The sequence below is a fragment of the Nocardiopsis sp. TRM 82005 genome (genome assembly GCF_056312425.1).
Map to the genome: position 1 here is coordinate 235431 of NZ_JBWDTQ010000004.1, position 23403 is coordinate 258833.

Here is a 23403-nt window from a genome sequence, read left to right on the forward strand (position 1 = left end):
CGGCCACGGTCAGCAGCCGAGGCACACGGCACCGTGCGCGAGGGAGGCGGATCAGGAACGGGAGGAGGAGCGCTCCGGACGCGCCCTCACCAGCTGGCTGAGCAGCGCCAGCACCGGAAGCTCCAACAGCGGACCGGCCACCAGCGCCACCGCGATGAGCGGTCGGCCGGGAAAGGCGGCCACGGCGATCGCCAGTGCGATCGGTGAGTTGCGGGCCACCGTCGTCATGGTCAGCGTGACCCGCTGGTCGGCGGGCAGCCGCAGCAGCCGCGCGGCGAGCAGCGCCATCAGCGGTGCGACCGTGAAGAACACCGCCAGCGGCGGCAGCAGCGCCACCAGGTCGCCCAGGTGGGCGAGTACCGTGCGCGCCTGCCAGGCGAACATGGCCAGCACCGCCGCGTACAGCAGCGGCAGCACCACGCCGGAGGCCCGCGGGACCAGGACCGTGTCGCGCCAGGAGGCGCCCCTCCACCGGCGGGCCGCCTCCCGGACGGAGACCGCCAGCGCCAGTGGCACCACCAGAACCAGGAGCACCGCCTCTACCAGGGTCCCGACGCCCACCATCGCCGCCTCACCGCCGAGCAGCAGCACGTACACCGGCAGCAACAGCAGCTGGAGCACCAGGTTCACCGGCAGCACCGCCGCCGCCACACCCATGTGCCCCCTGGCCAGCCCGGTGAACACCAGGTACCAGTCCGTGCACGGCGTGACCAGCAGCAACAGCAGGCCGATCCGCAGGTCGGGGGAGCTCCCCAGGAGTCCGGCACCCAGGACCCAGGCCAGCGACGGGGTGAACACGAAGTTGAGTACGAGGCTGGTGACGACCACCGTGCGCGCGGAGCGGGCCCGGCGCACCTGACCGGAGTCGACCTGGGTGAACACCGCGGTCAGCATCAGTACCAGGGCGGGGAGCACGAGGCGGCCCGCGACCTCCTCGACCGGCCACAGCAGACCGACACCCAGCCCGACGAGGGCGGCCAGAGCCACGAACACACTCTGGAACTTCTCCGACGTGGACATGGGCGGCTTCCTGGCTGGTGGTACGGCGCCCTCCACGCTAGCGTGCCGGCCGCGACCGCCCGGGGCGTGCCGGGTGGAGACCGGGCCGGGGAGCCCTTCCGGCCACGGCGGTAGCCGTGAAGGGCGCCGCCCGGGGTCACCGGTCCCAGGCTCCGGCGGCCCCGGCCCGGCGGGCGTACTCGGCGAAGCCGGTGGCCGGACGGCCCAGAACCCGTGCCGCCCCGGCGACGAACTCCTCCGCCGACACCTCCTGATACACGACCGCGTGTCCGGAAACCCGGCCCAGCACACGGGCGGCTTCGGTGAACGTGACCGCCTCGGGGCCGGTCAGCTCGTACGGCTCCCCGGAGTGCCCGTCCTCCTTCAGCGCCCGGGCCGCGACGGGAGCGCGTTCGCCTTCAGCTCCGCGTTCAAGAACCACACCGGGACGAGTCCGTCCGCGTACCGCGCCGGGCGCGGCAGGTTCGTTCCCGGCGGCCCGACGGGAGCGGGGACCCCTTGAGCGACAGGACCCAGGTGCTCGGCCGGATCAGCGACGGCTACACAGGAACCAGCGGGCGCCGCGAGGCGCACCGCGCCCATGGCCGCGAGGCTGTGGCAATCCCCGGGGTTCACCCCGGGGAGGACGTCAAGGCCGCTTCCGCCCGTCCCGGGACCGGCCCCGGCCCTCCCGCGGGTCCGCGGCCCGGGAGGCTTGGGCGGCGATCCCGTCCAGGACCACGTCCAGCCCCGAGGTGACCCAGTCACGGCCGCCGCGGTCGACCACGTAGTCGGACTCGATGAGCGCCCGCAGCCGGGGGTAGCGGTCCAGGTCCGCGCCGCCGAGCCGCCGCTGCCAGGCGGCGCCCGGGTCGCTGTCCTCCCGCGAGGGGCCGGGTGCGCTCAGTGCCAACCGGGCGCTGCCCTGGAGGTAGTGGGTGACGGTCATGATCGCCCGCCCGTTCTCGGGAAGGCTCAGGCCCAGGGGCTCGACGGCGCGCAGCGCCCACTCCATGGCGGCGAATCCGTGCGGTCCGACCGGCGGGTCCAGTTTCGCGGTGACCGCCAGGACCCAGGGGTGGGCCATGTACATGTCCCAGTCGTGCCGGGCCAGCAGGTGCATCCGGGCGCGCCAGTCCAGGTCGCCGGGATCGTCGGGGTAGGCGTGGCGGGCGAGCAGCTCCTCGACCATCTCCAGGACGAGCTGCTCCTTGTCCGAGACGTGGCGGTAGAGCGACATCGCGCCGGCTTCCAGCCGTGCGGCGACCCTGCGCATGGAGACCGCGTCCAGGCCCTCGGCGTCGGCGAGGTCGATCGCGGCCCCGACGATGCGCTCCCTGCTCAGCGGTTGGCCCGTCCTCGCGGCCACACCTCACCGTCCCTTGCTCGTCTGCGGGCCATGCTAACCGGCGTCCCCGGGGCGGCGGCGCGGGCGGCGTGGCGTTCGGGCGTCCCGGAAGCCGGCCGCCCGGGCCGCCGCGTCCACGGTCCCGCCGACGCCGCCGAAGGCGCTGTGCCCGGCCCGGTGTTCAGCCGAGTTTCTTCTTGAAGCCGACATGGGAGGCGGTGTAACCCAGCCGCTCGTAGAAGCGGTGCGCGTCCTCGCGGGAGGCGTCCGAGGTCAGCTGGACCATGGCGGCGCCGCGGCGCCGCGACTCCTCCTCGGCCCAGACCAGCAGGTCGGTACCCAGGCCGTCGCCGCGCTCGTCCGAGTGCACCCGCACCGCCTCCACCTGAGCGCGGGCGGACCCCCGGTGGGACAGGCCCGGGATGAACGTGAGCTGGAGGGTCCCCACCACCCGGCCGTCGCGGCGGGCCACCACCAGCTGCTGGTGTGGGTCGGCGTCGATCACCTCGAAGGCCGCCAGGTAGGGCTCAGGGTCGTCAGGGGTCTCGCGCCGGGCACCCAGCGCGTCGTCGGCGAGCATGGCGACGATCGCCGCCACGTCCTCGGCTCCGGCACGGTCGATGGTGACGTCGTTGGTCAAGTGCTCTCCATGATGTGCTGGGAGGCGCCGCGGGCGACTCCTGTCAGAGCAGCAGTTCGGACACGGCTTCGAGGCCGCCCACCACGGTGGTCGCGTGCGCGAGTTCCCCGGGGCCGACTGTGGACGCCACGGCTATCACGGGCATTCCCGCGGCCAGCCCGGCGCGGACGCCACTGGCGGCGTCCTCCACCACCACGCACTTCTCCGGTGCGGCCCCCATGCGCTCGGCGCCCAACAGGTAGGGGGACGGGTGGGGCTTGCCCTCGGCCACGTCGTCGGCGGTCACCAGCACCCGGGGGAGGGGCAGCCCGGCCGACTCGATCCTGGAGTTCGCGATCCGCCCGCCCCCGGAGGTGACGATCGCCCAGGGGCGTCCGCGGTCGTCGAGTCCGGCCAGAAGCTCGCGTGCGCCGGGCATGGCTCGCACGCCGTCCCCGGCCGCGGCCTCGTGGGCCTCGATCCGCGGCGACTCGGTGGCCGGGTCCAGGTGGGGGGCGAAGAGGCGCACCAGGTCGGCGTCGGTTCTCCCGTGATGGTGTTCGAGCACCGCGTCGACGTCCAGACCGCGCTCCACGGCCCACGCGGTCAGCCCCGACCGGACGCTCTCGGTGGAGTCCACCAACACCCCGTCCAGGTCGAACAGTACGGTCGCCCCGTCGTACCCGCCCACGTCGCTCCCTGCCTCGGTCCTCTTCCGGTACCCCAGAGTGTCACCCACGGCCGCCGGGCCCGCAACCAGGGCTCGCCCGGCCGGGTCCGCCGCTCAGAGCAGGGCCGCCGAGAACCGTTCCATGCGCTCGCCGAACCCCTCCGAGCCGCCGAACCACACCGCCACCGAGTCCGCTCCGGTCGCGGCCAGCTCACGGAACAGCCCGACGGCGCGGTCGAACTCCTCCTCGCCCCCGGACCAGGAGATCCGGGTACTGGCCCGCACCGGCCGGTGGGTCAGCTCCCGCAGCCGGTTGCGGGCCGCCGCGAACCCCTCCGCGTCCAGTCCCACGCCTTGCCAGGCGTCGGCCCACGCGGCGGCCCGCCGCAGCGCCCGGTCCGACGTGCCGCCCACCATCACGGGTACACGCCCGGCCGGACGCGGTGCGAACACCCCGCGCTCGTAGGAGTGGAAGCGTCCCTCGAACGCCCCCTCGCCCTCGAACAGGTGGCGCAGCAGCCGTAGTGCCTCGTCCGTCCGGGCGCCGCGCGTGGTGAAGTCCGCCCCCAGCGCGGAGAACTCCTCCCGCGACCAGCCGGTTCCCACGCCCAGGACGAACCGCCCCTCCGAGAGGGCGTCCAGGGTCGCCACCTGCTTCGCGAGGAGGAAGGGATCGCGCAGCGGCGCCACCAGCACCGACGTCCCCAGACGGATTCGTTCGGTACGGGCCGCCAGGTGGGACAGGGTCACCAGCGGCTCGTACACGCCGCCGAAGGTCACCCCGTACGGCGCGGGCGGAAGCAGGTGGTCCGGCAGCCACACCGTGTCCGCGCCCAGCTCGTCGGCGCGTATCCCCAGTTCGATGAGGGCCCTCGGGGACATCTCCGGCGATTCGTCGGGCAGGACCACCTGTAGTCGGGTGCCCGTCATCGGTTCGGTCAACTCGCTCATGGACCGACGCTAGACCGTGCCACCGGTGTGAGGGTCAAATCCCGGAGCCGGTGCGCCGCGGCCCGGAGCCCCGCCGGCGCGCGGATCCTCCGGCGCTCGTCGGGCCCGCGCCGTCACCGGGGCCGGGGCAGGGTCACCTCGACGAACACCGCCCGGTGGTCGGTACCGGGCACGTGCAGGGTCTCCAGGCGGTCGACGCCCATCCCCGGCCCGACGAGGACGTGGTCGATGGTGAGGCCCGGTACGGGACGGCCCGACGGCCATGTCGGGACCAACCCCTCACCCAGGACCGCGGCGGCGCTGAGGTAACCCGAGTCCAGGACCGTGCGCAGCTTCGCGTGGTCGAGCGTGGCGTTGAAGTCCCCCGCCAGCACACGCGCCGTGCCCGGGTCCCGTGCCTCGGCGAGGGCGTCCAGTTCCCTGTTCCAGGAGGCGGTGTACGAGGGCGTCACCGGCGGCGGGACGTGCACGGACGTCACCTCGACGACGCCCCCGCCCTCGCTTCCGCCCCCTGGCAGCCGCACATCGGAGGTCGGCATGGCGAAGGCGTCCCCGCCCCTCGCCGTGTCACCGAGGCCGGTGAGGGGGAAGGCTGAGTGGATGGTGCTCCCGTGCGCGCCTCGGGGATCGGAGTGGTCGTCCACGTGGGGCAGAAGGTCGTCCAGTCCGGCGGCGGACAGGTCACGCACCAGGTCCGGGGTGACCTCCTGGAGGGTGAGCACGTCCACCCCTCGGTCGCCCACCAGTTCCACCACCTCAGCGGCGTCGACCCCGCCGCCGAGCATGTTCAGGGTCATGATCCGAACGGCCGGACCGCCGGCCGAGGTGACTCCGAACGGCACCGCGCGCGGTACGACCACGACCGCCAGCACCGCCGCTACCGCGATCAGCGCTCCCATGGACACCCACCGCCGCAGCAGGCCCGCCCCCGCCGCGGCCAGCGGGGCGAGGCCCAGCAGGTGGGGGGTGAACGCCAGAGCGGGCACCAGGGGCCACCCCTGTTCCAGGCCGAACACCCGCAGCACGGCGAACACCGTCAGCCCCAGGGCAGCCAGTGCGACCAGAGCGGTCACCGCCGGAGACCGGTGCCGGGGCGCGGCGGTCCGTCGGACCACCAGTTCCGGTCCGTTCTTCGGTCCCTTCACGTGCTCCACAGCCGTTCCCTCCGTCCGACTCGGACGACCCCCGCCCACCGTGACGGTAGGACCACGCGCCGGGGGGAAGGCGGAAAGCCGTCGAGGGCGGCGCCGCTCACCAGCTGCGTGCGGCCGCCACCAGGTGTCGGTGCACCCTGTCCAGGTGGGCGTTGTCCGCCGCGCCCGGGCGCCGCACCATGTACATGGTGTTGATCGGCGGCTCCTCCGGGTCCACCAGCGCCACCAGCCTCCCCTCGTCCAGCGCCTCCTGGCACAGGTAGCGCGGCAGCACCGTCACGCCCGCGCCGTTCTCGGCGGCGGCCATCACCCCGCGCAGGTCGGGCACGGTGACCGCCGGTCCACACGTCAGCCGCACCCCGAACACGTGCCGCCAGTAGCGGCGCAGGATCGGCAGGTCGTCACCGTAGGCGACCAGCGGGACCTCGCACAGCGCGGACGCTCCCTGCCGGGTGAGCCGACCGCGGCGGATCCGCTCCGCCCACCGGGGCGCCGCCACCAGCACGAACTCCTCGTCCGCCACGGGTGCCGCCACCAGCGTGCGCCCGCGCGGACGCACCGGGGACAGGACCAGGTCGTGCCTGCCCCTGCGCAGCCCCTCCAGCAGGTCGTCGACCGGACCGGTGTGCACCCGCAGGCGCACCCCCTCCTCCACCAGCGGGGCCAGCGACGGCAGCACCAGCGCGTGCAGTGCCTCGGCGGGGCCGGCCAACCGCAGTGGCGAGGGCGGCACGGACGCGTCACCGCCGCCCCGTCCGGCCACCGTCTCCAGGGCGTCCAGCGGTTCCGCCACCCGGGCGACCAGGTCGTTGGCCTCCGTGGTCGGCGCCACACCGCGGGGCAGCCGCTCGAAGAGCGTGTGTCCCAGGCGCTGTTCCAGGGAACGGATCTGGGTGGTGACCGTCGGCTGTGACAAGCGCAACAGCTGCGCGGCGGCGGTGAAGGACCCCGACCGGTGCACGGCCAGGAAGGTCCTCAACTGTTGCAGGTCGAGCGGCCCGCCGGCCCGTGTGCCGGTCATGGCGTTCGACTCATCGATATTCCGATAGCTCACTTCGACGATTTTATTGGTGGGCGAATACGTTGCCGCACTAGTGTCTGCCTGGGTCGAAGGTCGCAGGCTTCACTGCCTGCCCACCGGCGCCATCATCCACCGAAATTCCGGAGGTTTCGCCATGTCCGTCACCAGCAGGGAAGTCCACCTGGTCGCCCGTCCCGTCGGCGAGCCCCGGCCTGACGACTTCTCCCTCGTGGAGACCACCCTCGGGGACCCGGGTCCCGGAGAGATCCTGGTGCGCAACGACTGGATGTCCGTGGACCCGTACATGCGCGGGCGCATGAACGACACCAAGTCCTACGTGCCGCCCTTCCAGCTCGGCGAGCCGATGGAAGGCGGCGCGGTGGGCGTGGTCACCGCCTCCGGCAGCGACGACGTCCCGGTCGGCACCACCGTCCTGCACATGGCCGGGTGGCGTGAGTACGCGCTGCTGCCCGCGAAGGCCGTGCGGGCGGTGGACACCTCCCTGGCCTCGCCCCAGGCCTACCTCGGTGTGCTGGGCATGGTCGGCCTCACCGCCTACGCGGGTCTGACCGAGGTCGCCCCGGTCCGGGAGGGCGACGTGGTGTTCGTCTCCGGTGCCGCGGGTGCGGTCGGCTCCGTCGCCGGTCAGGTCGCCCGCCAGTTGGGAGCCTCCCGCGTGGTCGGCTCGGCCGGCGGCCCGGAGAAGAAGCGCCGCCTGCTGGAGGAGTTCGGCTTCGACGCCGCCATCGACTACCGCGAGGGCGGCCTGGAGGCTCAGCTGGCCGAGGCCGCGCCCGAGGGCATCGACGTCTACTTCGACAACGTCGGCGGCGACCACCTGCGCGCGGCCATCGCCGCGATGCGCAACCACGGCCGGATCGCCCTGTGCGGAGCGATCTCCCAGTACAACGCCACCGATCCGGCCCCCGGCCCCGACAACCTCTTCCTCGCCGTCGGCAAGCGCCTGAACCTGCGCGGGTTCATCGTCGGCGACCACAGCCACCTCGCGGGGGAGTACGCCGAGCGGGCCTCCGGGTGGATCGCGGACGGCAAGCTGCGCACCGAGGAGACCGTCGTCGAGGGCATCGACAACGCGGTGCGGGCCTTCCTCGACATGATGCGGGGCGCCAACACCGGCAAGATGCTGGTCCAGCTCACATCCTGACCGCTTGCCTGGAGTGCACTCCAGGTCGTCATCATGGGGGGCGAACCCCCCAAGGCCAACCACCTACTCCGTGACCACGGAAAGGCACCCATGCAGCACGTCACGCTGAACAACGGCCTCACCATGCCGCAACTCGGGTTCGGCGTCTGGCAGGTTCCCGACGACGAGGCCCAGGCCTCCGTCACGACCGCCCTGGAGACCGGTTACCGCAGTATCGACACCGCGCGTATCTACGACAACGAGAAGGGCACCGGCCGCGCCCTCGCCGAGTCCGGCGTCGCGCGTGAGGAGCTGTTCGTCACCACCAAGCTGTGGAACGACGACCAGGGGTACGACAAGGCGCTCAAGGCCTTCGACGCCAGCCTGGAGCGGCTCGGCCTGGACTACGTCGACCTGTACCTGATCCACTGGCCCGCCCCGGCGCAGGACGCCTACGTCGACACCTGGAAGGCGTTGGAGCGCGTCCACTCCGAGGGCCGCGCCAAGTCCATCGGCGTCTCCAACTTCACGGCCCAGACCCTGGACCGCCTGACCGCCGAGACCGACGTCGCCCCGGTCCTCAACCAGATCGAACTGCACCCCTACTTCTCGCAGGAGGCCATGCGCGCGGCCAACGCCCGCCACGGTCTGCTCACCGAGGCCTGGAGCCCGCTCGGCCAGGGCAAGGGGCTTCTGGAGGACCCGGAGCTGGTCGCCCTCGGCGAGAAGCACGGCAAGTCCTCGGCGCAGGTCGTGCTGCGCTGGCACCTACAGCTCGGCAACGTCGTGATTCCCAAGTCCGTGACCCCGTCCCGGATCCAGGAGAACTTCGACGTGTTCGACTTCGAGCTGTCCACCGAGGACATGGACAGGATCGGGTCGCTCGACCGCGGCGGCCGCATCGGTCCGGACCCCGACACGCTCGGCTGATCCGGTGGTGTTCCCGGGCCGTTCCCCGGCCCGGGACCCCCTCGGGGTCGGTGAACGCACTTCCGCGCGGATAAACGTCGACGGCCTCACATGGCCGGAAGCGGACAAGTAAAACCCCCCTGTACCAGGGCGAACGTCCGCAACAGGGGACACATCGCAACGGGTATGGATCCGCTGGGTCTCAGGTCGGAAACACCCGCCATTCCAGGTGGCGTGCCGTCGACCGGAGGCGTACAGTTCCTCTTTGGTGCGTCGGCTAGCAAGGACGGCGACACCGCTCTCCTCTAGGCGAAATCAGATCCATGACCGTCGTGCCCCTTCGCGCAGCCCGTGTGTACCGCTCGGAGAACGCCGAGCGCTCCGTGCACGCGTGGTGCCACAAAGCCCTGAGCCAGTGGCCCGAGCTCGGGCCCCTTCCTCCCGTGGAGACTCGCCTGGGGAACACACAGGTCTTCCGTGCCGCGGGCGGCCCCGGCACCCCTGTACTGGTGCTGTCGGGTACCAACTTCAACGCGGCCACCACGGTGCCCGCCGCCCGTGCGCTGTCCGCGGACCGACCGGTACTGCTGGTCGACCCTCCCGGACAGCCCGGACTCAGCTGTGGTCAGCGGGTCGGGGGCGCCAGGACCGAGACCTACGGATCCTGGATCGACGAACTCATGCCGCAGATCACCGACCGCCCCGTGCTCGTACTGGGCCACTCCCGCGGCGCCGCCATCGCGCTCGCGTCGACCCCGTCCCCGCTGGTCGCCGGGATGTTGCTGCTCAACCCCGCCGGGTTGACCGCGGCCGGTGTCAGCTCGGAGTCGATGCGCGCCATGCTGCCGTGGATGGTCCACCCCAACGAGCACACCAGCGGACGGCTGGTGGAGTTTCTCAGCGGCCCCTCCACCGCGTGCGACGAGCACCGTGCCGAGGCCGAGTGGCTGACCCTGGTGGCCCGGTACTGCCGTACGGGTTCCACACCCAGCCCTTTGCCGGCGGAGCACTTCCGCGCCTGGGCTGACACCCCGGTCGCCGTCGCGACCGGGTCACACGACCAGTTCTTCTCTCCCGCGCGCCTGCACGGACCGGCCCGCCGGTTCCTGGACACCGATGTCCACACGATCGAGGGCGCGGGCCACCTGTCGCTGTACGAACAGCCCGAGAAGGTGTGCGAACTGCTGCGCGGGCTCGATTCCTGAGCACCGGCGCCTGAGTACCGGAGGCGGACGACCGCCGTCGACACGCCCGACCGCCACCGCCTGAGGAAGAGGCGGCGGCGGTGTTCTGTCGGCTCCGAATCGGACTGGAACCCGGTGCCGGGAACGGCACGGGACGGCGCACGGTATGCGCAGCCCGGAAAAACATCCCTTATGTGGATTTTGGCATAGCTTTTTGAATAACTTGCAGTGTGCCGTTAATGGTGCTGGGTAAGGACGGTTCCGACTCCCCTCAAAAGGAAGGGCAAACGGGAAACATCGTCCCCGAGGCGTATCCTTATCCGAGGCCGGTGCGGGCCGATGGGCCTTTATCCCCCGTCTGACGTCTCCGAAACACCAGAAAGCAGTCGGCATGTTCGAAAAGCTGGCACAAAAGCTGGGTATCGACACAAACCCGGCAATCTTCTTCGGGTCCGCCGCGTTGACCATCCTTTTCGTGGTGTCCGCGATCGCCTTCACCGGAACGGTGGACGCAGTCTTCGGCGCCACGTCGGACTGGATCCTCACCCATCTGGGATGGCTCTACATCCTCGGTGTGACCACCTTCCTCATCTTCCTGATCTGGATCGCGTTGAGCCGGTACGGGAACGTGCGCCTGGGCCAACAGGACAGCAGGCCCGAGTACCCCAACGCCATCTGGTTCTCCATGCTGTTCGCCGCGGGGATCGGGAGCATCCTGATGTTCTGGGGGGTGGCGGAGCCGATCAGCCACTTCGCCAACCCGCCGCAGCAAAACGTCGAACCGGAGTCGGTCGCCGCCGCCCAGGAGGCGATGGGTTTCACGCTCTACCACTTCGGCCTGCACACATGGACGATCTTCTGCCTGCCCGCGCTGGCCTTCGCCTACTTCGTGTACCGCAAGGGCCTGCCCTTCCGGGTCAGCTCGATCTTCCATCCTTTCCTCGGAGAGCGGATCAACGGCCCGCTGGGGCGGGTCATCGACATCTTCGCGGTTCTGGGCACGCTCTTCGGAGTCGCCGTCACCATCGGCCTCGGCACCATGCAGATCAACAGCGGCCTCAACACGCTGTTCGGTCTGGAGGAGAGCCGGCTCACCCAGCTGATCCTCATCGCGACCGTCACGACCATCGCCGTGATCTCCGTGGCCACCGGCCTGGACGTCGGCATTAAGTGGCTGTCCACGATCAACATCGTCATGGCCGTGGGCCTGCTGATCTTCGTCTTCCTGGCGGGCTCCTCGCTCTACCTGGCCAAAGGCGTCATCGAGACCACGGGCGTGTACCTGGAGTGGTTGATCCCGCTCTCGTTCTGGAACGACACCTTCGGCGACACCGGCTGGCAGGGGACCTGGACGGTCTTCTACTGGGCGTGGACCATCACCTGGTCGCCGTTCGTCGGCATCTTCATCGCGCGTATCTCCAAGGGCCGCACCATTCGCGAGTTCGTGCTCGGCGTGCTGGCCCTGCCCACCGCCTTCAGCGTCGTGTGGTTCGGCGTGTTCGGGCTGTCGTCCTTCGACATCGAGATGAACCAGGGCGGCAGGCTGGTCGAGGAGGTGGTCGTCGACGAGGACATCCCCGGCGCACTCTTCGCGTTCCTGGAGCACTACCCGCTGGCGGGGCTCCTGTCGGCGGTGAGCATCCTCATCGTCATCATCTTCTTCACCACCTCCTCGGACTCGGCCTCCCTCGTGGTGGACATGCTCTGCTCCGGCACCGTGGGCACTCCGACCCGGCAGCGGGTGTTCTGGGGGATCACCGAGGGTGTCGTGGCCGCGACGGTGCTCACCGCATCAGGTGTGGGCGGCCTGGACGCCCTGCAACAGACGATCATCGTGTTCGGCCTACCGTTCTTCGTGATCGGCTTCTTCATGATGGCGGGACTCGTGCGCTCCCTCAAGGCCGAGTTCGCGGAGGGTTCGGGTCTCCAACGCGAGCGCAACGCGCCGCTCACCTCCAGGGCGCGCAGGCTCAAGCGGCGCAACAAGCAGGGAGGCGGTGACGTCGGAAGCCGTGCCGGAGGACGCAACGGGGGCAACGGCAACGGCTCGTCCCGGGAGGGCTGACCGGAGGGCCGCCCGGTCCCTAGGCGGCCGACGGCTCCGGCGGTCCCTCCGGTCCCGTGGCGTGCCGGGGAGGGGGTTCCGTCATGAGATGGACCCCATGTCCACCTCCGACGAAGCGCACTTCCTGGTGTCCACCGCCGACCGCCTCGCCGCCCTCCCGGCGGTGGAAGCCGTCATGCTCGGCGGTTCCCGGGCCCAGGGGGCCCACCGACCCGACAGCGACTGGGACCTGGCGGTCTACTACAGGGGCGGCTTCGACCCGCAGCACCTGCGGGACACCGGGTGGGAGGGAGAGGTGTCGGAGGTCGGCGGCTGGGGAGGGGGCGTTTTCAACGGCGGTGCCTGGCTCCGCATCGACGGCCGGTCAGTGGACGTGCACTACCGGGACCTCGACGTGGTCGAGCACGAGCTCGCCGAGGCCGAACGGGGGCGCTTCCGGCTGGAGCCGCTCATGTTCCACCTGGCCGGCGTCCCCACCTACCTCGTCATCGCCGAACTCGCCCTCGGACGGCTCCTCGTGGGGTTGCATCTGTTTCAGGTTTCATAGTCAAACATAGTCTTCTATGGTCGTACAATGATCCTGTGAAGCTTTCGGAGTGGGCGCGCCAACAGGGCGTGAGCTATCAGACCGCATGGCGGTGGGTGAAGAGCGGGCGCATGCCCGTGCCCGTCCACCAGGCGCCCTCGGGGACGTGGATCGTGAACGATCCCGCACCCGCCGAGGGCCGCGCTGTGGTGTACTGCCGCGTGTCCTCGGCTGACCAGAAGGCCGATCTGGACCGGCAGGTGTCCCGGGTCGTGCAAGGGGCCACCGCCCAGGGTCTGCCGGTGGCCGAGGCCGTCACTGAGATCGGGTCCGGGTTGAACGGGCGGCGCAGGAAGCTCCATCGGCTGTTGGCCGACCCGACCGCGAAGGTCATCGTGGTCGAGCACCGTGACCGGCTCGCGCGGTTCGGTGTCGAACACCTGGAATCTGCGCTGGCCGCGTCGGGGCGGCGCCTGGTGGTCCTCAACACCGAGGAGACCACCGACGATCTGGTGCGGGACATGACCGAGGTCCTCACCTCGATGTGCGCGCGGTTGTACGGGCGCCGGTCCGCCAAGCGCCGAGCGGCTGCCGCGATGGCCGCTGCCGAGTCGGGCGGCACCGCGTGATCGATACCAAGAAGGCTGAGAAGAAGGGGAAGCGTCCGAAATTCGAGCCTGAGCCGGGCCGTGTGGTGCAGGCCTACGTGTTCGCGCTCGACCCGAACTCCACCACCGAACGGGCGGTGTCCCAACACTGTGGTGCGGCTCGTAAGGCGTTCAACTGGGCCATCGCCTGTGTGAAGGCGAACCTGGACCAGCGGTCGGCTGAACGCTCCTACGGCATCGCCGAAACCGACCTGACGCCGTCGGTGAACTGGTCGATGTACTCCCTGCGTAAGGAGTGGAACCAGGCCAAGGACACGGTGGCGCCGTGGTGGGGCGGGTGCTCCAAGGAGGCGTACAACACCGGTCTGACCGCAGCCGCGACCGCGTTGAAGAACTTCTCCGATTCCAAGAAGGGTGCCCGCAAGGGGCCGAGGATGGGGTTCCCCCGCTTCAAGGCCAAACGCACCCATACGCCGTCGTGCCGGTTCACGACCGGCACGATCCGTGTGGAGGACGACCGGCGCCACATCACCCTGCCCCGGGTGGGGACGATCCGCACGCACGAGAACACCCGCAAACTCCAGCGCAGGTTGGCGGACGGCACGGCGCGGATCCTGTCGGCGACCGTGTCGCGTCGGCGGGGACGGTGGCAGGTGTCCTTGCAGTGCGAGGTCAAACGCGCTACCGGACAGCCGAAGAGGCTGGACGCGGCCGTCGGGGTGGACCTGGGCATCAAGACCCTCGCGGTGACGGCGGACTCCGACGGGCAGATGCGTCAGGTCGCCAACCCCCGCCACCTCGACCAGGCGCAGAAGAAGCTGCGCCGCGCCAACCGGGTCCTCGCCCGCCGCCAAGGCCCCACCGTCCACGACCCGTCGGCGGGCAAGACGATCCGCCGTGAGGCGTCCAACCGGTGGGCCAAGGCGAAGAAGAAGGTGGCCAAGGTCCACCACCGGGTGGCGAACCTGCGTGCCGACGCGATCCACAAGCTCACCACCGAACTCGCCACCGGGTACGGGACGGTGGTCGTCGAGGACCTCAACGTGTCCGGCATGGGAAGGAACCAGCGGCTGTCCCGACGTGTCGCCGACGCCTCCTTCGGCGAGATCCGCCGACAGCTCACCTACAAGACTTCCTGGTTGGGAGGCCGTCTACTGGTTGCTGACCGGTGGTTCGCCTCCTCGAAGACCTGCTCGGGGTGCGGGGCGACGAAATCCAAGTTGCCCCTGCACGTCCGGGTGTTCGACTGCGACGAATGCGATCTCGTGTTGGACCGGGATCACAACGCCGCGCTCAACCTCGCCGCTTTGGCGGCCAGTAGTACGGGTACCGGAGTGGCCGGAGACCCGGGGTCGCAAGACCTGAAGGCTCGTGGAGCCGAGCGTAAGACCCGTACCCGGAACGGCCTCGGCCGTGCCGGTGGGGCGGCTGGCGCAAAACCGCGCAAGCGGAAGGAAGCGAAGCACCGTCCTCAAGACACTCAGCTCTCGTTGTGGTGACACTGTGACGGACCTTCCGGGTGGAAACGTCCGGAATGCTGATATCCGACTACGGAATCAGCAACGGGAGCTGCCCCGTCCCGACTACCCGGAGGTGCTGCGCGAGAGCGCGCCCCCGGTGTGGCGGGGCCTGGCCGCGGCGACCCTGTCCTACGCCGAACACAACCACGCTCCCCGCGGCCGTGTCGCCCAGACCGCGGGTCTCATCGCCCAGGCCGCCTCGCAGGCGGCGCACGCGGTCCTGGCCGAGCGCGGCGTGTGGGTCACCAACGACAAGACCCTCCTGTCCCAGGCGGGTCTGGAGGAGATCGACCTCGTGATCGCGGGTATGACCGCGGACCCCCGGGACCTGACCGCCGCGGTGGCCGAGGCCGGACGCGTCCTCGCCGGCGTCTGAGGCGCCGCACGCGTCCAGCGGGCCCAGGCGGGAGACACCCTCCGGAGCGGTGCCGCCCGATCGGTCGGCACGGTCCCCCGGATCTTCGCGGTGACCGCCGCGCGCCCGTCAGCCAGTGTCGGCGGAGCCGACCGGCCCTTGCGGGAGCTGTCCGCGGCCTTTAGGTTAGTAAGCGCCCACTTACTAACGGAGGCCCCCATGGTGACATCCGATCGCCTCGCACGTCCCCCGGCCGCGGACACGCTGGTCGCGGCCCTCGTGCTCCTCGTCGAACTGGCCGCCACCTACGCCACCGTCGACGGCGACCCCTTCGCCCCCGTCGACGGCTGGACCACCACACGCCCCGCGGACGCGATCGCCTTCGCCGCCGTGGTCGTCGGCTGCGGCGCGCTCTACTGGCGCCGCAGCCACCCCGTGCGGTCCCTGGCCGTCGCCACCACCGCCTACGCCGTCTTCCTGCTGCGCGACTACGAACTCGGCCTCTTCCTCGCGCCCATGGTCGCCCTCTACACCGTCGCCGCCCTGGGCCGTGCCCGGGCCCGGGCCGCCCTCGCGGGCGCCGCGGCGCTCACCGCGTCCCTGCTGTGGGTACACGCCCGGACGTCGGCCGTCACCGATCCCGGAACGGCGCTTCTGGCCTGGGTGGCCTTCGGCAGCGTGACGGCGGTGTTCTTCGCGGGGCCGTTCCTCATCGGCGAGCTGGTCCACTGCCACCGTCTGCTCGCTGGCCGCGGCGTGTCCGCGGGCGGCCCGGCCTGACCGTCCGGCACCGGCGGGCCCCGCGCAACCAGTACTGTGGCGCGGTCAGGCGAGCACGAGTGACCGGAGCGAGGAGCGGCCCCGATGAACGGCGAACCAGGGAAGCGTCGACCGCGGTCCACCGCGGAGCGGACCCGGCAGCACATCCTGGACACCGCCTCCGAGGTCATGCGGCGGCTCGGTATGGCCCGTACCACCACGAGGGAGATCGCACGTGCCTCCGGCTACTCCGAGGCCACCCTCTACAAGCACTTCACCGACAAGTCCGAGCTGATCCTCACGGTCATCAGGCACCGCTTCCCGCCCTTCGTCGAGGACCTCGCGGCGATGACCGAACGGGCGGGGCAGGGCAGCGTGGGCGACAACCTGGCCGAGCTGGTCGTCAGGGCCGTCCCGTTCTTCCGGCACGGCGTTCCCATGCTCGGTTCCCTGTTCGGCGAGCCGGACCTGCTGCGCCGCCACCGAGAGGGGATGGAGCGCCACGGCGCGGGACCCCACAACGTCAACCGGGGATTCGCCGCCTACCTGACGGCGGAACAGGAGCGCGGCCGTGTTCCCGCCGACGCCGATCCCGACGCCGTGGCGGCACTGCTGGTGGGAGCGTGCTTCCAGCGCGGTTTCCTGGAAGCGTTCCACGAGGGCGCCGAGGGCCTTCCGCCCCTGGAGCGGTTCGCCGCCGACCTGGTGAAGGCCACCGGGGTCGCCGGGACCCGGCAGGACGGCGAAGACGTCCGCACCTGAGGAGCCGGGGCCGGGGCGGGGCCCGCGCCGATCCCCGGCCCCCGCGTGTCCGGTGGGCTACCTCTTCCAGTCCATGCTGACGACTCCGCTGAGCGTGGCGTAGCCCGCGCGCTGGAAGGCCCGCGCCATCGGTGCGTTGCCCTTGTCGGTGGCGGCGCGGACGCGATCGACCCCCTCCCCGGCCAGGACACGGGTGCCCTCGGCGAGGACGTCGTCGATGTACCCGTGTCCCCGGTACTCGGGGAGCACCGCGATGTAGCCGATCATCGCGTGGTAGTCGTTGCGCGCGGGCAGCACGAACCCGACCGGCTCACCGTTCGGCAGCGTCGCGATTCGCCACCACTCGCGGGGCGTCGTGTACTGCTCGAACTCGTCGGCGTAGTTCTCGGCGGCCACCTGCTCCGCCGTCCTGTGTTCGAGTTCGGCGCGGTCGTGGGCGTCCAGGGTCCCCTCCAGCGCCCGGGCCATCAGGCCGAGGATCTCCGCCTCGTCCCGGATCGGCCGGAACCGGAGGCGGTCGCCCGGCCGGGGGGCCGTGCCGTCGGGAGTCCACTCGAAGCGCAGCCGCTCCACGAGCAGTGATCCGCCGTTGCGCTCGACGGCGGCCATGCGCTCCTCCACGGCGCGCCGCTCCCGGGGGACCTGCTGCCAGTCCGACGGGACGAAGCGCAGGTACTCGGGCGGAGTCCCTCCCTCGGGAAGGGTCGCCGCGGAGGCGGTGCGCAGCAGGTGCTCGGCGACCCCCACGTGGTCGAAGTCGTCAGCCGTGTCGTCCACGTCGAGGACGTCCAGCAGGAGGGGAGCGACATCGCTGTTGCGGCACCACCAGGACAGGCGGGCCAGGAGGCGGTCGCCGTCCATGGTGACCCACATCCACGAGGGTCGACGGCGGCCCTCGGCGAGGTCGCCGGCGATCTCGGGGTTCTGGGGGTAGGGGAGCCGGTTGAACAGGTCCAGCTCCTCCGATCCGGTGATCGGACGGATGGTCGGGTCAAACGTGTTGACGGTCAAGGCGACACCTTCGGTGTGTGCGCCCGCCCGATCCGGGGGTCAGCTGTCGCGGGTTCCCCGGGAGGACACGAGCGCGGTGATTGCGGTGAACACGGCTCAGCCTCCTTTCGTCGTCGCTGCCCCGGTACCGCTGTGGCTGGGGCACAGCCATTTGTAGCGGTGTCCGGGCCGACGGCGCAAGCCCTTTTCCGCGGCTCCTCTCAGGTGTGCTCCGGAGCGGTGGCGTCCTCCTCCGCTTCGGCCTTCCGGGACCGGGAGCCGTCCCGGGCGCCCTGCCGGGAGCCTTCCCCGGTTCCGTCGTCCCCGCTCCCGTCAGCGCTTCGGCCGTTCCGTGACCGGTGCCAGGAGCGCGTCACCGCCAGCGTCAGCGTTCCCGCGAGCAGGCCCCAGAAGGCCGATCCCACCCCCAACAGGGTGAACCCCGAGGCCGTGGCCAGGAAGGTCACCACAGCGGCCTCCCGGGAGTGCTCGTCCCCCAGCGCCGAGGCCAGCGACCCCCCGATGGTGCCGAGCAGTCCCAGCCCGGCGATGCCCAGGATCAGCGGTGGCGGCAGCGCGGCCAGAAGGGACGCCACGGTCGCGCCGAAGATCCCCACGCACAGGTAGAAGACACCCGCCCACACCCCCGCCAGGTAGCGGCGCTTCCGGTCCGGGTGCGCCTGCGGCCCGGTGCAGATGGCGGCGGTGATCGCGGCCAGGTTCATTCCGTAGCACCCGAACGGGGCCAGCACCAGGTTGGTAGCTCCGGTCCACCCGATCACCGGAGAGATCGGCACCTGGTAGCCGTCGCCCCGCAGCACCGCCACCCCCGGCAGGTTCTGCGAGGCCATGGTCACCACGAACAGCGGCACCCCCACACTCACCAGTACCTGCCAGGAGAACTCGGGCGCCACGAACACCGGCCTGGCCAGTTCAGGGGCCACCCCGCCCAGGTCCAGCGTCCCCTCCACCGCCGCGGCGCCGCCGCCCGCGACCAGAGACAGGATGACCGCGTAGCGCGGCAGCCACCGGCGACACAGCAGGTACACCGCGAACATGGAGAACACGACCGCGAAGTCGTCCTCCATGCTCGTGAACAGGCCCACCCCGAACTGGAGCAGCACACCGGCCAGCAGCCCCGCCGCGAGCGGCACCGGCACGTGGTCCATGACCCTCTCGAACCACCCGGTGACTCCGCTCAGCGTGATCAGCGCCGCGGAGAACAGGAACGCCCCCACGGCCTGCGCCATCGTGACGCCGTCCAGGCCCACCGCCAGCAGCGCGGCGCCCGGTGTGGACCACGCGGTCACCACCGGCGCCCGATAGCGCAGGGACAGGCCCACACAGGTCACGGCCATGCCCACGCCCAGGGCCAGCATCCACGAGGCGATCTGCCCGGAGGAGGCTCCGGCCGCCTCGGCGGCGGTGAACACGATCGCCGCCGAACTGGTGACCCCGACCAGGACGGCGATCAGGCCGGCGGCGACGGAGGGAGCTGGGGCCACGAGGCCGACATAACGGACAAGCGTTCTCATGGTGTGCCATTCTCGCGCGTCGCCGTGCCGTCCCCGTCACCCGGGGCGGAAACTCTCTGGACCCCGGCCTTCGTGACCGGCGAGGATTCCCTCAGGGGATGTTCCTTCGACGAACTCGTGGCCGAGGCCGACGCCGCCCCCACACAGAGGTGGGACTTCTCCTGGTTGCACGACCGGGCCACGGAGCAGCGCCCCTCCTGGGGCTACAAGCGCACCATGGCAGGGCGTATGGTCCGTGCGGGTGCCGCGCTCGACATCCAGACCGGGGCGGGGACGGGGATCCCCGAGCGCCCGCGCCTGACGGTGGCCACGGAGTCGTGGGCGCCCAACGTCGTCAGGGCCGCCCGGCTGCTCCACCCGCTGGGCGTGGCGGTGGTGGCCGACGGGGACGAGCCGCCGCTGCCCTTCGCGGACGGGGCCTTCGACCTCGTGGTCTCCCGTCATCCGGTGACGGTGCGGTGGGAGGAGGTCTCCCGGGGCCTGGCGCCGGGCGGCACCTATCTGTCCCAGCAGGTGGGCCCGGCGAGCGTCTTCGAGGTGGTGGAGTTCTTCCTGGGCCCGCAGCCGCAGGAGGTCCGCGACTCCCGGCACCCGGACCTGGCGCGTGAGGGGGCGCGGGCCGCCGGTCTGGAGGTGGTCGACCTGCGCCTGGAACGGCTGCGTACCGAGTTCTTCGACGTGGGCGCCGTGGTGTACTTCCTGCGCAAGGTGATCTGGATGGTGCCCGGGTTCACCGTGGACGCCTACCGTGACCGGCTCCGGGACATGCACGAGCACATCGAGTGCGAGGGCTCGTTCACGGCCACCACGACCCGCTTCCTCATCGAGGCCCGCGAACCCCGCTGAGCCGCTCTCCCGCTCCCCGGAGCGGGAGAGCACCGGATGTCAGGACTCGGCGGAGACCCGCTGGACGACCTCGAAGCCCCAGATCTCACTGCCGGTGGCAGCCGGGCCGCCCTGTCCGTGGCCGTGACCGGTCCGCGCGCCCTCCTTCTGGGAGTCCGAGGCGGCCTGGGCGTGCCCCCGCTGGAACGCCTGGCCGTTCACCCAGTTCTGGAAGTCCTCCTCGGACCGCCACCGGGTGTACACCAGGTACTTGTCGGTCCCCTCCACCGGACGCAGCAGCTGGAACTCCTCGAACCCGGGCTGTCCCTCCACGAGCCCGGCCCGCTTGGCGAAGCGCTCCTCCAGCGTGGCCCCGGCGCCCTCGGGGACGGTCAGGACGTTGAACTTGACGATGCTGCTCACGTGCGGCACCCCTTTCCGTTGTCTTCGGTTCCCACCGCCCAACCTAGGGCAGCCGGCGCGAACGCTCCCGCCGCCCCGGGCCTTCCGTCCCGCGCGCCGCGCCAGGGACGGGAAGTCAGCCGAGGACCACCCTTCCGGTTTCATCCACGTGCCATCCGGGATTGTGCGCGATCTCCCACACCACCCCGTTCGGGTCCTGGACGTGGGCGTGGAAGATTCCGCCGAACTCGCCCTGCCGCGGGGCCTTGAGCACCCTCGCACCCGCCTTGGCCATCGCGTCGACGGTCCACTCGACCTCCTCGGGGCCGTCGACGTTGTGCGACAGGGTCACCCCCGACGCCCCGGTCGCACCGGCCGCCCCGTCGGCGCTGCCCAGGTCGCGGTCGAACTTCACCGCGTCGAACAGGCCCAGGACCAGCCCCGGGGCGGTCTGGAAGAAGATGATCTCCCCCGGAACGTCCATGAGCGGCTCCCAACCGAGGCCGTCCCGGTAGAACTCTCGGGCCGCGTCCAGATCGGTCGTCGCGAGCGTGATGAAGTGGACTTGCTGCTTCACGGTGGTCTCCCAAGGGTCGGCTCCCAACGTCCCACATCCTTCCGGAGACCGATGCCTTCCCCAGGGAACCCCGCCGTGGGCCACCGGTGCGTACACGGTGGATCCGGGTTCCGTCGCGGCCTCCGCCGACTCCGGTCGCGCGCCGCCTTCCGGTGCCTACAGCCCGTGCCTGCGGGCGACCAGCCTCAGGATGGCAGAGCGCGGGAACAGCCGCCGCAACGCGAACACCACCGGGGCGTTGCTGCCCACCGCGTAGAACGGCCGGGGCGGCTCGGCCTCGACCGCACGCACGACCGTCCGTGCCACCGTCTCCGCCGAGATCCCTCCGGCCTCGTTGGCGTTGAGCGCGTCGAGCATGGTGCGGTACTCGGCCGTGAACGGTGAACCCTCCCGCAGGTACTGGGTGCGCCGCTCGCTGATTCCGGTGTTGATCGATCCGGGCTCCACCGTGGCCACCCCCACCCCGTACGGGGACACCTCGCGGCGCAGCGCGTTCGCGAACCCCTTGAGCGCCGCCTTGGACGCCACGTACGAGGACCGGTAGGCCAGCGGGAAGCTCGCCAGCATCGACCCCACCATCACCACCCGCCCGTACCGGCGGGCGCGCATCCCCGGTAGCAGCAGCTGGGTCAGCCGCACCGCGCTGAACACGTTGACCCGGAACAGCCGCTCCACCGCGTCCGCGGGCAGCTCCTCGAACGGCCCGCTCTGGCTCTCACCGGCATTGTTGACCAGTACGTCCACGTCACCGGCGGCGGTGGCGCACGCCTCCACGGACGCTCCGTCGGTCAGGTCCAGGGGCAGGTACTCCACACCGGGGACCGGGGCGGCCACGGACTCCGGCTTGCGGCTGGTCCCGTACACGCGGTAGCCGCGCCGGACGAGTTCGGCGGCCACGGCCGCGCCGATCCCGGACGAAGCGCCCGTGACTAGTGCGGTCCGCTGGGCGGTGGGGCTGTTCAAGGTGGTCCTTCCGGGAGGAGGGGCAGGAAAGGGACGCGTTCGTGCCGCGCGTGGAGCGATGATCGCATGCCGCCCGCGGCCGGGGGCGCCCTCCCCGGAGCTTCCGCCGGTGCCTGCCCCGGTCAGTCCCACCGGTGGGGGTCGAACATGTCGATCGGCAGGTCCGTGCGCCCGTACTCGGCGAGGTCCGCCAGGGCGACGCCGACGGCCGAGGCGAATTTGTAGCCGTGTCCGGAGAAGCCCCCGGCCAGCACCAGCCCGGGCAGGTCCCGGCGGTGCCCGATGAGGAAGTGCTCGTCCGGGGTCATCGTGTACATGCACGACACCATGCGCTCGGGGAGCGCGGAGACCCCGCGCAACCCGGCGGCCAGCTCGCCGAGCCGCCTGGCGTCGGCGGCGTCGGGCGCCCGCGGCCCCGCGTCGGGGTCGACCGGTTCGCCCCACTGCGCGCCTTCGCTCCTGTTCCCGGGGGCCTCGGCGTGCACGCCGATCTTGACGGTCCTGCCGCCGTCCATGCTGGGGAAGCCGTACCACGTGCAGTCGGCCCCGTCCCGTGCGAACACCGGCCCGCGCGCGTGGGGGGACGGGTCCCGCACGGTGCGGAACCAGCCCAGCACCCGGCGTTCGACCCGCAGGCCGCCGCCCAGCTCTGCGGTCTCGGGCACCAGCCGCGGCAGCCAGGAGCCGGCGGCGACGACCACGCGGCGGGCCCGGATCTCGGTGCCGTCGGCCATCACCACACGGGGACGGTCCGAGTCCGGCACGATCCGGGACGCCCCGACCCCGGTGAGCACCCGCGCGCCGGCCTCCTGTCCGAGGCGCACGGCCGCCCGGATCGCCGCCTCGGGCAGGACCACACCGGCCTCCTCCTCGAAGACCCCCACCTCGTCCGGGCCCACCGCTTGCTGGGGGAAGCGCTCGGTGAGCTGGTCGCGGGAGAGCAGCCGGTAGGCGAGGCCGTGGTGTTCGGCGGCGGCGACCGACCCGGTGACGGCGGAGCTGCCCGGGGCGCCGAGCATCAGCGCGCCGGTGCGGACCACCAGGCGTGTCCCGGATGCCTCCTCCAGCTCCGACCACGCGCGCCAGGCCGACCGCACCAGTGGCACGTATCCGGCGCCCTCCATGTAGGCGGTGCGGATGATGCGGGACTCGCCGTGGCTGGAGCCGCGGTCGTGCCCGGGGTCGAACTGCTCGATTCCGACCGCGTCCACGCCGCGCCGGGTCAGGCGCCACAGGGCCTGCGCCCCCATCGCGCCCAGTCCGACCACGACGGTGTCGGTCTCCACCTGTTCCGCCACGCGCTTCTCCCCACGGTCGTGCTCTGGTCCCTCGCGCCGGGTCCCGGGGCCATGATCGCAGGCCACGCGCATGGCGGGCGCCCGCCCACCTCAGGGGTGGACGGACGCCCTGTCTCGGAAGGAGGACCGAGAACTGGGGGGTGGGTTACTGGATGGGTGGGTGGGCGTTGGCCAGGAGCTCCTGGAACTGCTCGGAGAACCAGTGCCCCGACACCGGAG

The 23403-nt window shown here is 71.4% G+C and carries 23 protein-coding genes and 2 pseudogenes; 11 read left to right on the forward strand and 14 right to left on the reverse strand.

Annotation, left to right across the window (positions count from 1 at the left end; genetic code table 11):
• Positions 1-51: 51 nt before the first annotated feature.
• The 8 genes from AC0T5L_RS02385 to AC0T5L_RS02420 form a co-directional block, all read right to left on the reverse strand.
• A complete protein-coding gene (locus tag AC0T5L_RS02385; protein WP_476163657.1) occupies positions 52-1020 on the reverse strand; it encodes an arsenic resistance protein in 969 nt (322 codons plus the stop codon).
• 136 nt (positions 1021-1156) lie between these two features.
• Positions 1157-1441: a hypothetical protein gene (locus AC0T5L_RS02390; protein ID WP_476163658.1), complete on the reverse strand. Its 285-nt coding sequence runs from the start codon at positions 1439-1441 to the stop codon at positions 1157-1159.
• A 207-nt stretch (positions 1442-1648) separates the two neighbouring features.
• Positions 1649-2368, reverse strand: a complete 720-nt coding sequence (locus AC0T5L_RS02395; RefSeq protein ID WP_476163659.1) for a TetR/AcrR family transcriptional regulator — start codon at positions 2366-2368, stop codon at positions 1649-1651.
• 160 nt (positions 2369-2528) lie between these two features.
• The gene (locus AC0T5L_RS02400) at positions 2529-2927 is read right to left on the reverse strand and encodes a GNAT family N-acetyltransferase (protein WP_476163689.1); all 399 of its coding nucleotides are present in this window, start codon (positions 2925-2927) and stop codon (positions 2529-2531) included.
• A 103-nt stretch (positions 2928-3030) separates the two neighbouring features.
• Positions 3031-3657 carry an HAD-IA family hydrolase gene (locus AC0T5L_RS02405; protein WP_476163660.1) on the reverse strand — a complete coding sequence of 209 codons (627 nt, stop codon included), beginning with the start codon at positions 3655-3657 and terminating at the stop codon, positions 3031-3033.
• A 93-nt stretch (positions 3658-3750) separates the two neighbouring features.
• Complete coding sequence (locus tag AC0T5L_RS02410) at positions 3751-4587, reverse strand: TIGR03619 family F420-dependent LLM class oxidoreductase (protein WP_476163661.1); 837 nt, start codon at positions 4585-4587, stop codon at positions 3751-3753.
• 113 nt (positions 4588-4700) lie between these two features.
• Positions 4701-5741: an endonuclease/exonuclease/phosphatase family protein gene (locus tag AC0T5L_RS02415; protein ID WP_476163662.1), complete on the reverse strand. Its 1041-nt coding sequence runs from the start codon at positions 5739-5741 to the stop codon at positions 4701-4703.
• Positions 5742-5838: 97 nt separating this feature from the next.
• Positions 5839-6762, reverse strand: a complete 924-nt coding sequence (locus AC0T5L_RS02420; protein ID WP_476163690.1) for a LysR family transcriptional regulator — start codon at positions 6760-6762, stop codon at positions 5839-5841.
• Positions 6763-6916: 154 nt separating this feature from the next.
• Here AC0T5L_RS02420 and AC0T5L_RS02425 point away from each other — a divergent pair, with 154 nt between their 5' ends.
• The 10 genes and pseudogenes from AC0T5L_RS02425 (at position 6917) to AC0T5L_RS02470 (ending at position 16594) form a co-directional block, all read left to right on the forward strand.
• The gene (locus AC0T5L_RS02425; RefSeq protein ID WP_476163663.1) at positions 6917-7927 is read left to right on the forward strand and encodes an NADP-dependent oxidoreductase; all 1011 of its coding nucleotides are present in this window, start codon (positions 6917-6919) and stop codon (positions 7925-7927) included.
• 90 nt (positions 7928-8017) lie between these two features.
• Complete coding sequence (locus tag AC0T5L_RS02430; RefSeq protein WP_476163664.1) at positions 8018-8836, forward strand: aldo/keto reductase; 819 nt, start codon at positions 8018-8020, stop codon at positions 8834-8836.
• Positions 8837-9138: 302 nt separating this feature from the next.
• The gene (locus AC0T5L_RS02435) at positions 9139-10020 is read left to right on the forward strand and encodes an alpha/beta fold hydrolase (RefSeq protein ID WP_476163665.1); all 882 of its coding nucleotides are present in this window, start codon (positions 9139-9141) and stop codon (positions 10018-10020) included.
• A gap of 370 nt (positions 10021-10390) precedes the next feature.
• Positions 10391-12064 carry a BCCT family transporter gene (locus tag AC0T5L_RS02440; RefSeq protein ID WP_476163666.1) on the forward strand — a complete coding sequence of 558 codons (1674 nt, stop codon included), beginning with the start codon at positions 10391-10393 and terminating at the stop codon, positions 12062-12064.
• Between the two features lie 97 nt (positions 12065-12161).
• Positions 12162-12587 (forward strand): annotated as a pseudogene (locus AC0T5L_RS02445) (nucleotidyltransferase domain-containing protein); the annotation flags it as partial.
• Positions 12588-12646: 59 nt separating this feature from the next.
• Positions 12647-13219 carry an IS607 family transposase gene (locus AC0T5L_RS02450; RefSeq protein WP_476163667.1) on the forward strand — a complete coding sequence of 191 codons (573 nt, stop codon included), beginning with the start codon at positions 12647-12649 and terminating at the stop codon, positions 13217-13219.
• Positions 13216-14697 carry an IS607 family element RNA-guided endonuclease TnpB gene (gene tnpB / locus AC0T5L_RS02455; protein ID WP_476163668.1) on the forward strand — a complete coding sequence of 494 codons (1482 nt, stop codon included), beginning with the start codon at positions 13216-13218 and terminating at the stop codon, positions 14695-14697. The genes AC0T5L_RS02450 and tnpB overlap by 4 nt, the downstream gene beginning before the upstream one ends.
• A gap of 67 nt (positions 14698-14764) precedes the next feature.
• Positions 14765-15094 (forward strand): annotated as a pseudogene (locus AC0T5L_RS02460) (nucleotidyltransferase domain-containing protein); the annotation flags it as partial.
• Between the two features lie 198 nt (positions 15095-15292).
• On the forward strand, positions 15293-15853 hold the full coding sequence (locus AC0T5L_RS02465; RefSeq protein ID WP_476163669.1) for a DUF7134 domain-containing protein: 561 nt from the start codon (positions 15293-15295) through the stop codon (positions 15851-15853).
• An 84-nt stretch (positions 15854-15937) separates the two neighbouring features.
• Positions 15938-16594 carry a TetR/AcrR family transcriptional regulator gene (locus AC0T5L_RS02470; protein WP_476163670.1) on the forward strand — a complete coding sequence of 219 codons (657 nt, stop codon included), beginning with the start codon at positions 15938-15940 and terminating at the stop codon, positions 16592-16594.
• 57 nt (positions 16595-16651) lie between these two features.
• Here AC0T5L_RS02470 and AC0T5L_RS02475 read toward each other — a convergent pair whose 3' ends face one another.
• A complete protein-coding gene (locus AC0T5L_RS02475; RefSeq protein WP_476163671.1) occupies positions 16652-17605 on the reverse strand; it encodes a GNAT family N-acetyltransferase in 954 nt (317 codons plus the stop codon).
• A 200-nt stretch (positions 17606-17805) separates the two neighbouring features.
• Positions 17806-19119: a benzoate/H(+) symporter BenE family transporter gene (locus AC0T5L_RS02480; protein WP_476163672.1), complete on the reverse strand. Its 1314-nt coding sequence runs from the start codon at positions 19117-19119 to the stop codon at positions 17806-17808.
• Positions 19120-19191: 72 nt separating this feature from the next.
• On the opposite strand from AC0T5L_RS02480, the gene AC0T5L_RS02485 reads away from it, so the two are divergent.
• A complete protein-coding gene (locus tag AC0T5L_RS02485) occupies positions 19192-19965 on the forward strand; it encodes a class I SAM-dependent methyltransferase (RefSeq protein ID WP_476163673.1) in 774 nt (257 codons plus the stop codon).
• Between the two features lie 39 nt (positions 19966-20004).
• Here the strand turns inward: AC0T5L_RS02485 and AC0T5L_RS02490 are convergent, their stop codons facing one another.
• From AC0T5L_RS02490 to solA, 4 genes are all read right to left on the reverse strand, one after another.
• On the reverse strand, positions 20005-20367 hold the full coding sequence (locus tag AC0T5L_RS02490; RefSeq protein WP_476163674.1) for an antibiotic biosynthesis monooxygenase family protein: 363 nt from the start codon (positions 20365-20367) through the stop codon (positions 20005-20007).
• A gap of 115 nt (positions 20368-20482) precedes the next feature.
• Positions 20483-20923 carry a VOC family protein gene (locus AC0T5L_RS02495; protein ID WP_476163675.1) on the reverse strand — a complete coding sequence of 147 codons (441 nt, stop codon included), beginning with the start codon at positions 20921-20923 and terminating at the stop codon, positions 20483-20485.
• Between the two features lie 156 nt (positions 20924-21079).
• The gene (locus AC0T5L_RS02500) at positions 21080-21886 is read right to left on the reverse strand and encodes an SDR family oxidoreductase (protein WP_476163676.1); all 807 of its coding nucleotides are present in this window, start codon (positions 21884-21886) and stop codon (positions 21080-21082) included.
• Positions 21887-22008: 122 nt separating this feature from the next.
• Positions 22009-23136, reverse strand: coding sequence for an N-methyl-L-tryptophan oxidase (gene solA / locus AC0T5L_RS02505; RefSeq protein ID WP_476163691.1), 1128 nt, complete (start codon positions 23134-23136; stop codon positions 22009-22011).
• Positions 23137-23403 lie beyond the last annotated feature (267 nt).

What these genes read in the sequence shown, in the direction of transcription:
- AC0T5L_RS02470 (WP_476163670.1), top strand. Translation starts at nt 15,938, where the DNA reads ATGAACGGCGAACCAGGGAAGCGTCGACCGCGGTCCACCGCGGAGCGG.
- AC0T5L_RS02410 (WP_476163661.1), bottom strand. Translation starts at nt 4,587, where the DNA reads ATGAGCGAGTTGACCGAACCGATGACGGGCACCCGACTACAGGTGGTC.
- AC0T5L_RS02480 (WP_476163672.1), bottom strand. Translation starts at nt 19,119, where the DNA reads ATGAGAACGCTTGTCCGTTATGTCGGCCTCGTGGCCCCAGCTCCCTCC.
- AC0T5L_RS02435 (WP_476163665.1), top strand. Translation starts at nt 9,139, where the DNA reads ATGACCGTCGTGCCCCTTCGCGCAGCCCGTGTGTACCGCTCGGAGAAC.
- AC0T5L_RS02425 (WP_476163663.1), top strand. Translation starts at nt 6,917, where the DNA reads ATGTCCGTCACCAGCAGGGAAGTCCACCTGGTCGCCCGTCCCGTCGGC.
- AC0T5L_RS02385 (WP_476163657.1), bottom strand. Translation starts at nt 1,020, where the DNA reads ATGTCCACGTCGGAGAAGTTCCAGAGTGTGTTCGTGGCTCTGGCCGCC.
- solA (WP_476163691.1), bottom strand. Translation starts at nt 23,136, where the DNA reads ATGGGGGCGCAGGCCCTGTGGCGCCTGACCCGGCGCGGCGTGGACGCG.
- AC0T5L_RS02465 (WP_476163669.1), top strand. Translation starts at nt 15,293, where the DNA reads ATGGTGACATCCGATCGCCTCGCACGTCCCCCGGCCGCGGACACGCTG.
- AC0T5L_RS02440 (WP_476163666.1), top strand. Translation starts at nt 10,391, where the DNA reads ATGTTCGAAAAGCTGGCACAAAAGCTGGGTATCGACACAAACCCGGCA.
- AC0T5L_RS02430 (WP_476163664.1), top strand. Translation starts at nt 8,018, where the DNA reads ATGCAGCACGTCACGCTGAACAACGGCCTCACCATGCCGCAACTCGGG.
- AC0T5L_RS02420 (WP_476163690.1), bottom strand. Translation starts at nt 6,762, where the DNA reads ATGACCGGCACACGGGCCGGCGGGCCGCTCGACCTGCAACAGTTGAGG.
- AC0T5L_RS02400 (WP_476163689.1), bottom strand. Translation starts at nt 2,927, where the DNA reads ATGCTCGCCGACGACGCGCTGGGTGCCCGGCGCGAGACCCCTGACGAC.